The sequence below is a fragment of the Rhodococcus sp. YH3-3 genome (genome assembly GCF_001653035.1).
In the GTDB taxonomy this organism is placed as follows: domain Bacteria; phylum Actinomycetota; class Actinomycetes; order Mycobacteriales; family Mycobacteriaceae; genus Rhodococcus_F; species Rhodococcus_F qingshengii.
Window position 1 is genome coordinate 2,477,892 of the sequence record NZ_BCWH01000002.1, and the last position, 12,555, is coordinate 2,490,446.

A 12,555-nucleotide genomic window follows, 5' to 3' on the forward strand; every position below is an offset into this window, starting at 1 on the left:
GCAGCAAGGTCCCTTCGTGGTTCGCGGGAGTTCGGGGGAGTGCGGTGATCAGGTGGTGCGTGAGTAGTGCACGCGCCGTACCCACCACGTGACTACAGCGGCCGTTGCGGCAGTCAGTACGGCCACCTGCATCGACTGCGTGACGGCACCGGCGACGACGAACAGCACGAACCCGACCACGAGAGCTTCGATCTTGTACAGCGGCCACCGAGTTCCGGCCAGATCGACGCAATAGTCTGGGGAGGGGCGTGATTCGCGAGTGGAGATATCTGCGGTGGTCATCTCGTCCCTTTCCGATACGGCTGTTCGAAGCTGTGGTTTCAGAGTAGCCAGAGATGAGAGTTCGGGCAAGCGAACTTTATTGATCGGCAGCTCACTTAATCGATCAACCAGGGGAGTGCGCGGGCGACAGGCCTGGTCGGCGTGGTTCGGTGGCCAAGGTGCTCGAGTGGGTGTTCACTGGTACACATGCCAATCACAGGTGAGTACGAACCCAGTCCAGCGTCGTGGGCCGCCGATCAGGTCGCACGCATCGAGAACTCCGGTGGCACCGAGGGAAACGACATGAACGGCATGCCCGTCGTCGTTCTCACGACCATCGGGGCAAAGTCCGGCAAGGTCAGGAAGACGCCGCTGATGCGCGTCGAGCACGACGGTTCGTATGCCGTTGTGGCTTCGCTCGGTGGCGCCCCGAAGAATCCGGTCTGGTACTACAACGTCAAAGCCGACCCGCACGTCACGCTGCGTGACGCGACGCAGGTCTTCGACCTGGTTGCTCGGGAAGTCACCGGCGACGAGAAGGCGGTCTGGTGGGAGCGCGCTGTCGCTGCGTACCCCGACTACGCCGATTATCAGACGAAGACCGATCGTGAGATTCCGGTGTTCGTGCTCGAACCCAAGTAACCCCGCATTCCACAAGAAGCGCTGCATCAATCACAAGTAAATCGTCACTCCCGGGGGTCGGCGATCCCGACTCCCGTGAGTGTGTCATGGAGGTCTGATGAGTCCGAAAACCGTTGCAGATCAATTGGTTCAGCAGCTCGTTGACGCGGGTGTCAGTCGGATCTACGGCATTGTCGGTGACAGTCTCAATCCCATCGTCGATGCGGTTCGTCGCACCGGTGGTTCCGAGAAGGGCGGAATCGATTGGATACACGTCCGGCATGAGGAAGCAGCTGCGTTTGCGGCCGCAGCGGATGCCCAGATCACCGGAAAACTCGCAGTGTGTGCCGGATCCTGCGGCCCCGGAAACCTTCACCTGATCAACGGCCTGTACGACGCTCATCGTTCGGGCGCGCCGGTCCTCGCGATCGCCTCGCACATCCCCAGCGCCCAGATCGGAATGGGCTACTTTCAGGAAACGCATCCCGAGCGGATCTTCATCGAATGTTCGAGTTACACCGAACTCGTCAGCACCCCAGTGCAATCACCACGCGTGGTGCAGTCGGCGATTCAGCATTCGGTGGCTCGAAACGGCGTCTCGGTGATCGTGCTTCCCGGGGACATCGCCGACTGCCCGGCCGAGGGCACTCCGCCGACGCTCGTCGAAACGCGAAGGCCGACAGTCGTCCCGGATGCCGGTGACGTCAAGGCGTTGGCAGATGTGATCAACGGCTCGCGTAAGGTTGCGATCTTCGCCGGCGCGGGCGTGCGAGATGCGCGCGCGGAGGTTCTGGCGTTGGCCGAAACCGTCGGCGCTCCCATCGGGCATTCACTGCGTGGCAAGGAATGGATCCAGTACGACAATCCATACGACGTCGGGATGACCGGATTGCTCGGTTACGGTGCGGCGCACGACGGTATCCACGGCGCCGATCTCCTGCTCCTGATCGGTACGGACTTTCCCTACGATCAGTTCTTGCCCGACGACGTTCGCACTGCTCAGATCGACATCGCGGCCGAGCGGTTGGGGCGTCGAACCAGCCTGGACCTGGCTGTGCACGGCGACGTCGCGAGCACCTTGAGCGCACTGATTCCGCAGCTCGATCGAAAGACCGACCGCGGGTTCCTGGAGGATACGCTCGCCAAGCACAACACTTTGATGACCAAAGTGGTTGGTGCATACACGGATCCGGTCAGGCAGCGGACGCCGATTCACCCCGAGTATGCGGCCTCGATCTTGGACGATCTGGCGGCCGACGACGCAATCTTCACCGCCGACACCGGGATGTGCAACGTGTGGACGGCGCGCTATCTCAATCCGAACGGATCGAGACGCTTCATCTCCTCGGCGCTGCACGGATCGATGTCCAATGCGCTCCCACATGCGATGGGTGCTGCATGGTCGAGTCCGGGGCGTCAGGTCATCTCGGTGTCGGGCGACGGTGGATTGTCGATGCTGCTCGGTGAGTTGGTCACCGTCGCGATGTACAAGTTGCCGGTCAAGATCGTGGTGTTCAACAACTCGACGCTCGGAATGGTCAAGCTCGAGATGCTGGTCGACGGCCTTCCGGATTTCGGGGTCGACGTGCCCGCGGTCGACTACGCGGCGGTTGCTGCTGCGCTCGGTATCTTTTCGCGCCGAATCGAGAATCCCGCGGATATCGAAGCGGGCCTACGCGCCGCGCTCGATCACGACGGTCCGGCCTTGGTTGATCTGGTGACCGATCCGCTGGCATTGTCGTTGCCGCCCACCATCACCGGTGGTCAGATGAAGGGCTTCGCTTTGGCGATGTCGAAGATGGTGATGAACGGCGGCGTCGGCGAGGCAGTACAGATGGCCAAGTCGAATCTGCGGAACGTGCCACGTCCCTCACAGTTGGATCCGCGCGGCTGACCTACCGCCACCCTGCCTCGCAGACCATGCGGGGCGGGGTGGTGGGAAGGTTGATCTCCGACGTGCGAAAATGGCGGGGTGTCTAACTCGCCCGATGTCGTAGTAACGAAGTCCACCGTCCCCGCGCTCGACGCGCAGGAGATCGACGCGGCCATCGAGCGAATTCAGCACGTCATTGCGGCGACGCCCCTGCAGTACAGCGATCGTCTTTCGGCGTTGACCGGGGCACACGTGTATCTCAAGCGTGAGGACCTCCAGGGCGTTCGTTCGTACAAGATTCGTGGCGCGTACAACCTGATCGCTCAGCTCAACGAGGCCGAACGCGGTGCCGGCGTAGTGACTGCCAGTGCCGGTAACCATGCGCAGGGTGTTGCTTTCGCGTGCCGAACGATGCAGATCAAGGGTCGGATCTACGTTCCGGCCAATACCCCCAAGCAGAAGCGTGATCGCATCCGCGCGCACGGTGGAGCGTTTGTCGAACTGTTCATGATCGGTGAGACCTATGACGCCGCCGCTGCTGCGGCCGCCGAGGACGTAGCCGAAACCGGCGCAACCATGGTTCCCCCGTTCGACGACGTGCGCACCGCTGCGGGGCAAGGAACCATCGCAGCGGAGATTCTCACGCAATTGGACGCCCCTCTCGACACGATCGTCGTGCCGGTCGGCGGCGGCGGTTGCATTGCGGGCATCGCCACCTACCTGCACGAACGGTCGCCCAAGACGTCGATCGTCGGGATCGAGCCGTCCGGTGCGGCGTCAATGACGGCCGCTCTTGTTGCCGGGGGCCCGGTGACTCTTCCCGACGTCGATCCATTTGTCGACGGCGCAGCGGTCAAGAGGATCGGCGATGTTCCCTACGAGGTCGTCTCACGTCTGGGTGCCGCCGTGGTGTCGCACGCGTCGTTGCCGCTCGTGGCTCGTCAACTTCAGACACGGTCCGGTTCGGGATCGTTTGTCGTCAATCAGATCGACGAGGGCGCTATCTGCACGGCGATGCTCGAGCTGTATCAGAGCGAGGGCATCATCGCCGAACCTGCGGGAGCGCTTTCCGTTGCGGCACTTCAGAATTTGACGTTCGAGCCGGGTTCGACCGTCGTGTGCCTGATCTCCGGTGGCAACAACGACGTCTCTCGTTACGGCGAAATCCTCGAGCGTTCGCTCGTTCACCTCGGGCTCAAGCACTACTTCCTGGTCGACTTTCCGCAGGAACCGGGAGCGCTCCGTCGCTTCCTCTCGGACGTGCTCGGGCCGGACGACGACATCGCGCTGTTCGAGTACGTCAAGCGAAACAATCGCGAGACGGGTGCCGCGTTGGTGGGTATCGAACTCGGTTCCGCTGACGGGTTGGCGGCGTTACTCGAGCGGATGGAGCGCGCGCCGATGCAGTCCGAGAGGCTCGAGCCGGGAAGCCCGGCGTACCGCTATCTGACGTAAGAGACGCCCCCGGTCAGGGCCGCAGTCGCTCGACCACCTGTCGATGCAATTCGGGATCCGGCTGGGGGAGCCCGAGCATGGCCGCCAGATACAGGCCGTCGCCGACGAGTCGGATGATCTCGGCCTGCACAGGGTCGGCGATCTCGGTCTGAAGGCCCTTGTCCCAGCTCCGCATCACATGTGTGACGGCCTTCTGGATTTCGTCGTGTTGTCCGTTGACTGTTCTCAGTGCCGCGATGATCGACCGGAAGAGTGAGAGTTCTTCGCTTTCGTTCGCATCGGGGATCTGCAGATAGAACTCGGTGACCGTCGTACCGCCGGCTACGGCGTCTTCGAGTTGCTGATCCGAGCGTTCTCCGAGTCTGCGGACCATCGCCGCGAGCAGTGCTTCCTTGCTGGGGAAGTGATAGAGAAGTCCGCCCTTGGAAACCCCGGCTTCGGCGGCAACGCCTTCGAGCGTGACTTGGGCGACGCCGCTGACCAGCAGCAGCTTCTCCAGTGCGTCGAGAATTCGATCGCGAGTGTCGGCAGCCATGTGATGTGACCCTACCCGGAAATAACTTTACCGCTCGGACGGTTCACTGTTACCGTTGACCTACTGTACCGGCTGGACGGTGCAGTGAAGTCTTTTCGAAAGAACTCAGAGAAAGTCGCAGGGGAGCAATGTCAGTGTCGGCAGATCACACGTCTGCAATCAATCCCGACGAGGTTCGGGCGACAAAGCGTGACTGGGCGGGCTTGATAGTCCTTGCCTTTGCTGTGTTGCTCATCGCAGTCGACGGCACGGTGCTCGATCTTGCGCTTCCGTTCATCAGCGCCGACCTCGAGCCGAGCAGCACGCAGTTGCTGTGGATCATCGACGTCTATTCGTTCGTGCTCGCCGGTCTGCTCATCACCATGGGTACGCTCGGCGACCGGATCGGTAGGCGAAAACTGCTCCTGATCGGCGCAGTCGGCTTCGGTCTCGCCTCGATCATCGCCGCTCTCGCTGTCAGTCCCGAGATGCTCATTGCCGCCCGCGTGCTGCAGGGTATTTCCGGTGCAACGCTGATGCCGGCCACCCTCGGTCTGATCCGCACGATCTTCGTCAACCCGCGTCAGCGCACCGAGGCGATCGGTGTCTGGGGCGCGATGGCCGGTGGCGGTACCGCGGCCGGCCCGTTGGTCGGTGGTTGGTTGCTCGAGCACTTCTGGTGGGGTTCGGTCTTCTTGATCAACATTCCGGTCATGATCGCGCTGGTTGTACTCGGCCCGATCCTGATCCCGGAGTCGAAGGACCCCAATCCGGGTCGATTCGACCTCATCAGCGCTGGTCTGTCGATGGCGACCATGTTGCCGCTGGTGTACGCGGTCAAGGAATCCGTGGTGCACGGCGTCAGCATCACGTTGCTGGTGATCGGCCTCGTTGGTCTCGCGGCGGGTTACGTGTTCGTGCGTCGTCAGCGGATGCTGAAGGATCCGATGTTGGATCTGAAGCTGTTTGCCAACGCGTCGTTCTCCACCGCCGTCATCACCAACCTGCTCTCGATCTTCGCGCTGGCAGGTGTCCTGTTCTTCGGCTCGCAGTACCTGCAGTTGGTGCTGGGTAACTCGGCGCTCGACGCCGGCCTGCTGATGCTCCCGGGTATGTTGCTCAGCGCATTCACCGCGGTTGCGGCGGCCTGGTTGATTCGCCGGTGGTCGGTGTCTCACGTGCTCAGCGCGGGCCTCGCGGTTGCCGGTATCGGTGCTGCGATGCTGCTCGCGCTCGGCGTCGACAGCGGCCCGTTGATGTTCGTGATCGGCTTCGGTCTGGCCGGTGCTGGTGTCGGTGTCGCGTTGACGTTGACATCGGATCTCGTGGTCAGCTCGGTGGAACCCGAACGCGCCGGCGCTGCGTCCGCTGTGTCGGAGACCGCGTACGAACTCGGCATCGCGCTCGGCGTGGCGATCCTGGGCAGCGTGGTGATGGCGATCTTCCGCAAGGGAATCGACACCTCGATGCTCGAAGCAGATCAGGCGCACGCTGCACAGGGCACGCTCGGCGGTGCCCTGCAGGAAGCAACGTACCTACCTGGTGAACTCGGTTCGGTGCTTGCCGATTCCGCGAAGTCGGCGTTTGTCGACGGTATGCACGTTGCTGCCGGTGCAACAGCTTTGGTTCTGTTCGTCAGTGCCGCATTGGTGTTGCGGATGCTGCGGAGTACACCAGAGAACGCGAAGCGTTAATACCGGAATCTCGAGAGTTAGTCAGCTTTCGAGTACGACGAACGAGTGCCCCAGCACCACTGTTGCGGACGCGGTCTCGTCCTGTGTCGGCGGATCCCACCAGAGGATGGGGGTTCCGCCGACCGGAACCGAGGCCGCGTCCGTTCCCAGATTGCACACGATCTGTAATGCGCCGCGGCGCAAGGTGATCCACTGGTCGTCCTCGTCGTAGTCGACGTGCAGGTTCCCCAGCCAAGGGTCGGTGATCTCGATTCGCTTCCTGCGCAGGGCAAGTAGATCGCGATAGCAGGCCAGGACGCGAGCGCGTGTCTCGTCGTCTCGCTCGTCCCAGTCCAGTTTCGATCGCAGAAATGTCTGTGGGTCTTGCGGATCCGGAATGTCGTCACTGTTCCAGCCGTGCGCCGCGAACTCCGCTTTGCGGCCTTTGGCAGTGGCCTCGCCGAGTTCCGGTTCCGGATGCGAGGTGAAGAACTGGAACGGAGTGGTCGCTCCCCATTCCTCGCCCATGAACAGCATCGGTGTGTACGGCGATAGCAGGACCAGCGCCGCCTTGATGGCCAATTGTCCTGGCGTCAGATAGGCGCTCGGGCGGTCCCCGATCGCGCGGTTGCCGATCTGATCGTGGGTGCACGTGTATGCGAGCAGGGCGCTGGCGGGCTGATGCGTGATGTCGATCGGCCGGCCGTGAACCCGTCCACGGAACGAGGAATACGTTCCGGCGTGGAAGAAACCGCGCCGCAATGTATTTGCAAGGGATTCCAAGGATCCGAAGTCGGCGTAATAACCCTGGCGTTCGCCGGACACGGCCGTGTGAATCGTGTGGTGGATGTCGTCGTCCCACTGCGCGTCCAAGCCGAACCCGCCGGCCGCTCGTGGTGTGATCAGAGTGGCGTCGTTGAGATCACTTTCGGCAATCAACGTGAGCGGTCGGCCCAGATGGGCCGACAGTGTTTCCGTTCGGACGGCGAGTTCCTCGAGGATGTGCGTTCCGGTGTGATCGACCAACGCGTGGACGGCGTCGAGGCGTAGACCGTCGATGTGGAAATCACGCATCCATCGCAGGGCATTGCCGATGATGTACTCGCGAACCTCGCCCGACTGCGGGCCTCCGATGTTGATCGTTCGGCCCCAGGTGTTCGCTCCATCGGCAATGTAGGGGCCGAACTTTTCGAGGTAGTTGCCCGACGGGCCCAGGTGGTTGTAGACCACGTCAAGAATCAGGCCGAGTCCGCGTTCGTGGGCCGCATTCACCAAGCGTTGCAATCCGTCCGGGCCACCGTAGATCTCGTGGACCGTGTACCAGAGCACACCGTCGTAGCCCCAGTTGTGAGTTCCGTTGAAGCCGTTGACCGGCATGATTTCCACGAAGCCGACGCCGAGGTCTACCAGGTGATCGAGACGTTCGATCGCGGCGTCGAATGTTCCTTCGGGGGTGAACGTTCCGATGTGCAGTTCGTAGACCGATGATCCTGGGAGTTGTCGTCCGGTCCACTGAGAGTCGGTCCAGGACGCCTCGTCGAGTTGGTGCAGTTGGGAGCGGAGATGCACGCCTTCGGGCTGGCGTGGTGAACGCGGATCCGGGAGTGTTTCACCGTCGACGACAAAGCCGTAGCGAGCGCGGTTGTCGCAGTCGACCTCGGCGCGCCACCACCCGTCGTCGGTCCGGTCCATCTCGTGCGTGATGCCGTCGACTTCGACCCGGACCGATTCCGGTGTTGGCGCCCAGACCTCGAATGTATGCACACGATCAGCATGCCTTGTTCGGCCGGATGTGGCAGCCCGGCGGGCTGGTTCCGTCGTCAAGGACTGTTTCTATCCGCAGGTGTTGCCGGACGGTGCAGACAGCGTGATCAGTTTCGGAGCGGGGGCGCTGCAGCATCCGCCCTCGGCTTTCCCTGTGTCGGTTTCTGCTGTGTCAGGTTCGTCGAAAATGCCTGCGCCGCCGCAGACTCCGGTCTCCGGAAGGATCAACTCGACACGGGCCGCTGCTTCGTGATCGCCGGCGAGCTCGGCTGCGATGCTGCGAACCTGCTCGTAGCCGGTCATCGCCAGGAAGGTGGGTGCTCGGCCGTAGCTTTTCATTCCAGCCAAGTACACCCCCGGCTCCGGATGGCGAAGCTCCTTCGCGCCATGCGGGTAAACGGTGCCGCACGAGTGGACGTTCGGGTCGATCAGCGGAGCAAGCTCGACCGGTGCTTGTAAGACCGGGTCGAGGCCGAGTCGAATTTCCGAGAGCCAGGACAGATCGGGGCGGAAGCCGGTCAGCGTTATGACGTTGTCCACGTTCTCGATGCGATCACCCGCATCGGAGGCGAGTATGAGTTGTCCCGAAGGGGTAGTTGTCACCTCTGCGGTGCGGAAGCCGGTGACGACTCTCAACAGGCCATCCTCGACGGCCTTCTTTGCACGCAAGCCCAGGGCGCCGCGCGTGGGCAGTTCGTCAGCGTCGCCGCCTCCGAATGCAGAGCCGATGTTTCCTCGGCGGACCGCCCAGGTGATGCGGGTGCTCGGAGCCTGCTCCGCCAACCCTGACAGCGCAACGATCGCCGTCAGCGCGGAGTGGCCACTACCTGCGATGACGGTGTGCGTTCCGGCGAACTGTGCCCGCACTGCCGGATCGTCGAGATCAGGAACCCGGTACCGGATCGCAGTACCCACAGCGCCTTCGCCGAGTGCAGGAAGACCTTCACCACCGAGCGGGTTCGGGGTGCCCCAGGTGCCGGACGCATCCACAATGGCCTGGGCGAACATCCGATCCTCGGTTCCGTCCCGGCGCCGCAGGTGAATCGAGAGGGGTTCGCTGTCGCGTCCGGCGTCGACGACCAGGTCACGTCCGCGTCGAGCGACGCCGATCACCTCGGTGTCGAACTGGACCAGGTCGGCGAGGGCCGAGGCGAGTGGTTCGAGGTAGAGCTCGCGCCATTGCCGGCCGGTCGGATAGGTCTGCCCGTCGGGTGAGCTCCATCCATTCTGGTCGAGGAGTCGCCGCGCGGCGGGGGAGACGAGTTCGGACCACCGGGAGAACAGTCGAACGTGATTCCACTCGGAGATCGCAGCACCGGCTGTGGTTCCGCGCTCGAATACAAGGGGTGTGAGTCCGCGCTCGCGCAGTTCTGCTGCGGCTGCCAGGCCGATCGGGCCGGCCCCGATCACGACAACGGGTAGGGGGTTCATTTTCGTGCCTTTCATCGACGATTATCGATCTACGGAGAACTGTATCGACGATCATCAATGTAGGCAACCATCGACAGCTGTCGATATAGTGGAGAGATGACTTCGCTGCAGACTCCGACGGTGCGAGTCGGCGATTCGGACCCGGATCAGATCCGTTCTTCCGTCCTCGCGCAGGGCGATGCCGATACCTACGCGCAGTGGTTCGCCTGCCTTGCCGAGCCGATGCGCGTCCGATTGCTTCACCGGGTAGCGAGCGCGGTCGGTGGTATTACCGTCGGAGCGCTCGCCGAGGCGTTGGGGATCGGGCAACCGACGGTGTCGCACCACCTGCGCAAGCTCGCCGATGTGGGTTTTGTGACCATGCGTAAGGAAGGGACGAGCACGGTCGTCGCGATGAGTCCGACGTGTTGCGTTGCCTTGCCGCAGGCGGCGGATGTGGTGATGGGAGTCCTTACTCCGCGTCCGTGCTGCCCGAGTGATTTGCCCGACGATGTCTCTGTCCGGGCCATGATCGACGACGACTGGGATGCGGTTCGCCGTATTTACGGTGAGGGTATCGACACCCGAAATGCCACCTTTGCCGCTGAGGTCCCCTCGCGTGAGCATCTCCACGAACGGTGGCTGCCGCAGCATCGATGGGTGGCGACTATCGGGGGTGTTGTTGTCGGATGGGCTGCGTTGAGTCCGGTTTCCGAGCGTGACTGCTACCGCGGGGTTGCCGAGAACTCCGTGTACGTTGCGGACGGCATGCGTGGTCGTGGCGTCGGAAAGGCGTTGTTGCGCAAGCAAGTCATGGCCGCCGACGCCGACGGACTCTGGACTCTGGAGACGTCGATGTTCCCGGAGAACCGTGCCTCCATCTCGCTCCATCATTCGGCCGGGTTTCGAACGGTCGGCCTTCGCGAGAAGATCGCCGAACTCGACGGCGTGTGGCGCGACACTGTTCTGCTCGAGCGTCGAACGGCGATCGCCGAGGGATGAGTCCGGGATCCGGCTGACCGGATGCCCGATTGCGCGTTGATTCGATATCTGTCAATATCGAAGAATGTCGAATCAAGAGCTGCCGGACTCCGAGGCTTGCTGCACCCCGCTCGTTCGTGAACCGTTGACCGAGGATTGGGCCGGCGACTTGTCTCGGATGTTCAAGGCCCTCGGCGATCCGGTTCGTCTCCGCTTGCTCAGCTTGGTGGCAAGTCACGAGGGTGGTGAAGCCTGCGTCTGCGACATCTCCGACTCGTTCGACTTGTCTCAGCCGACTATCTCGCATCACCTGAAAGTGTTGCGCCAGGCCGGGCTGCTCGATTGTGAACGACGCGGGACCTGGGTGTACTACTGGGTTATTCCGGCTGCGCTGCAACAGCTTTCCGCCGTTCTGCTGGTAGAAGGTGCGAGCGTGAGTGCCGCGGACGCTTGCGCTGAGGTCACCGCATGAGCGACACCGCTGCCACCACCGAACACCCCGAAGTCGTCGGAAAACTCTCCACCCTCGACCGCTATCTGGCGGTCTGGATCGGCGTGGCCATGGTCGTCGGCCTGCTGGTTGGACGCTGGATCCCCGGTGTGAACACTGCCCTGGACAAGGTGCAGATCGACGGCATCTCGCTACCGATCGCCCTCGGTCTGCTGATCATGATGTACCCGGTCCTGGCGAAGGTCCGCTACGACCGCCTCGACACAGTCACCGGGGACAAGAAACTCCTCGCCGGCTCCCTGTTCCTGAACTGGGTTCTCGGCCCGGCGCCGATGTTCGCCCCCGCCCGGCTGTTTCTGCCTGACCTGCCGGAATACCGAACCGGTTTGATCATCGTCGGTCTCGCTCGCTGCATCGCGATGGTGATCATCTGGAACGACCTGGCCTGCGGAGACCGCGAAGCCGCCGCGGGGCTGGTCGCCATCAATTCGGTGTTCCAGGTGATCATGTTCGCCGTGCTCGGTTGGTTCTACCTCTCGGTCCTGCCCGGGTGGCTCGGCCTCGAACAGACCACCATCGACACCTCGCCCTGGCAGATCGCCAAATCCGTTCTGATCTTCCTCGGTATCCCGCTGCTGGCAGGTTTTCTGTCCCGCTTCTTCGGCGAACGCGCCAAAGGCCGCGACTGGTACGACAACAAGTTCATCCCCAAGATCAGCCCCTGGGCGCTCTACGGTCTGCTGTTCACCATCGTCGTGCTCTTCTCGATGCAGGGCGAACAGATCACCTCCCAGCCTTGGGATGTCGTCCGGATCGCGCTGCCCCTGCTCGCGTACTTCGCGCTCATGTGGGGCGGAGGCTACATCCTCGGCGCCGCAATCGGATTGGGCTATGAACGCACCACGACCCTGGCGTTCACCGCCGCGGGCAACAACTTCGAACTCGCGATCGCGGTAGCCATCGCCACCTACGGCGCCACCTCGGGGCAAGCTCTTGCCGGTGTCGTCGGCCCGCTGATCGAGGTACCGGTGCTCGTCGGGCTGGTCTATGTCTCCCTTGCTCTACGCAAACGCTTTGCAGTCGAAGAGGTTTCATCCAGTCGAGAAAGAGCGAGGTCATGAGCAAACCATCGGTGTTGTTCGTCTGCGTCCACAATGCCGGTCGATCTCAGATGGCCGCGGGATTCCTGAGCCATCTCGCAGGCGACGCCATCGAGGTCCGTTCCGCCGGATCCGCACCCGCCGAGACCGTCAATTCGGCAGCGGTCGAGGCGATGGCAGAGCGCGGTATCGACATCTCAGCGCAGTCTCCGAAGATCCTCACTGTCGACGCCGTCCAGGATTCGGATGTCGTCATCACCATGGGCTGCGGCGACACGTGCCCGATCTTCCCCGGCAAGAGTTACCGAGACTGGGTTCTCGACGACCCGGCCGGACAGGGCCTTGAAGCAGTTCGCCCGATCCGTGACGAAATCGAGCGGCGCGTTCAAGCTTTGATCGCTGAACTCACCACTGCAGCGAAGTCTCCCTGACCGATCCGGGAATCGACAGGA

At 62.7% G+C, this 12,555-nt stretch carries 12 protein-coding genes; 8 read left to right on the forward strand and 4 right to left on the reverse strand.

Translation table 11 applies throughout. The annotated features are described in order from the left end of the window. Positions 1-48: 48 nt before the first annotated feature. Entirely contained in the window at positions 49-282 is a 234-nt protein-coding gene (locus tag YH3_RS24580) for a hypothetical protein (protein WP_003941759.1), read from the reverse strand. A gap of 186 nt (positions 283-468) precedes the next feature. On the opposite strand from YH3_RS24580, the gene YH3_RS24585 reads away from it, so the two are divergent. The 3 genes from YH3_RS24585 to ilvA all read left to right on the forward strand — a co-directional run bounded on the left by YH3_RS24585 (position 469) and on the right by ilvA (position 4,210). After that, a complete protein-coding gene (locus tag YH3_RS24585) occupies positions 469-903 on the forward strand; it encodes a nitroreductase family deazaflavin-dependent oxidoreductase (RefSeq protein ID WP_003941666.1) in 435 nt (144 codons plus the stop codon). Between the two features lie 97 nt (positions 904-1,000). Then, complete coding sequence (locus tag YH3_RS24590) at positions 1,001-2,776, forward strand: pyruvate dehydrogenase (protein WP_007733152.1); 1,776 nt, start codon at positions 1,001-1,003, stop codon at positions 2,774-2,776. Positions 2,777-2,854: 78 nt separating this feature from the next. Beyond that, positions 2,855-4,210, forward strand: a complete 1,356-nt coding sequence (gene ilvA, locus YH3_RS24595) for a threonine ammonia-lyase IlvA (RefSeq protein ID WP_007733150.1) — start codon at positions 2,855-2,857, stop codon at positions 4,208-4,210. Positions 4,211-4,223: 13 nt separating this feature from the next. On the opposite strand, the gene YH3_RS24600 is transcribed toward ilvA, so the two are convergent. Further along, a complete protein-coding gene (locus YH3_RS24600; RefSeq protein ID WP_064444153.1) occupies positions 4,224-4,745 on the reverse strand; it encodes a TetR/AcrR family transcriptional regulator in 522 nt (173 codons plus the stop codon). A gap of 128 nt (positions 4,746-4,873) precedes the next feature. Here YH3_RS24600 and YH3_RS24605 point away from each other — a divergent pair, with 128 nt between their 5' ends. Continuing rightward, the gene (locus YH3_RS24605; protein ID WP_007733146.1) at positions 4,874-6,418 is read left to right on the forward strand and encodes an MFS transporter; all 1,545 of its coding nucleotides are present in this window, start codon (positions 4,874-4,876) and stop codon (positions 6,416-6,418) included. A gap of 21 nt (positions 6,419-6,439) precedes the next feature. Here the strand turns inward: YH3_RS24605 and treZ are convergent, their stop codons facing one another. Both treZ and YH3_RS24615 read right to left on the reverse strand, forming a co-directional pair. Beyond that, the gene (treZ, locus tag YH3_RS24610) at positions 6,440-8,161 is read right to left on the reverse strand and encodes a malto-oligosyltrehalose trehalohydrolase (RefSeq protein ID WP_064444154.1); all 1,722 of its coding nucleotides are present in this window, start codon (positions 8,159-8,161) and stop codon (positions 6,440-6,442) included. A 69-nt stretch (positions 8,162-8,230) separates the two neighbouring features. Then, on the reverse strand, positions 8,231-9,592 hold the full coding sequence (locus YH3_RS24615; protein WP_007733143.1) for an NAD(P)-binding domain-containing protein: 1,362 nt from the start codon (positions 9,590-9,592) through the stop codon (positions 8,231-8,233). A 96-nt stretch (positions 9,593-9,688) separates the two neighbouring features. Between YH3_RS24615 and YH3_RS24620 the strand changes: the two genes are divergently transcribed. The 4 genes from YH3_RS24620 to YH3_RS24635 all read left to right on the forward strand — a co-directional run bounded on the left by YH3_RS24620 (position 9,689) and on the right by YH3_RS24635 (position 12,534). Beyond that, the gene (locus tag YH3_RS24620) at positions 9,689-10,573 is read left to right on the forward strand and encodes a metalloregulator ArsR/SmtB family transcription factor (protein ID WP_007733141.1); all 885 of its coding nucleotides are present in this window, start codon (positions 9,689-9,691) and stop codon (positions 10,571-10,573) included. 64 nt (positions 10,574-10,637) lie between these two features. After that, positions 10,638-11,024, forward strand: coding sequence for a helix-turn-helix transcriptional regulator (locus YH3_RS24625; protein WP_003941739.1), 387 nt, complete (start codon positions 10,638-10,640; stop codon positions 11,022-11,024). Continuing rightward, positions 11,021-12,124 carry an ACR3 family arsenite efflux transporter gene (gene arsB, locus YH3_RS24630; protein WP_064444155.1) on the forward strand — a complete coding sequence of 368 codons (1,104 nt, stop codon included), beginning with the start codon at positions 11,021-11,023 and terminating at the stop codon, positions 12,122-12,124. Before YH3_RS24625 ends, arsB begins: the two co-directional genes overlap by 4 nt. Beyond that, positions 12,121-12,534: an arsenate reductase ArsC gene (locus tag YH3_RS24635; RefSeq protein WP_007733138.1), complete on the forward strand. Its 414-nt coding sequence runs from the start codon at positions 12,121-12,123 to the stop codon at positions 12,532-12,534. The genes arsB and YH3_RS24635 overlap by 4 nt, the downstream gene beginning before the upstream one ends. The last annotated feature ends 21 nt before the right edge of the window (positions 12,535-12,555 follow it).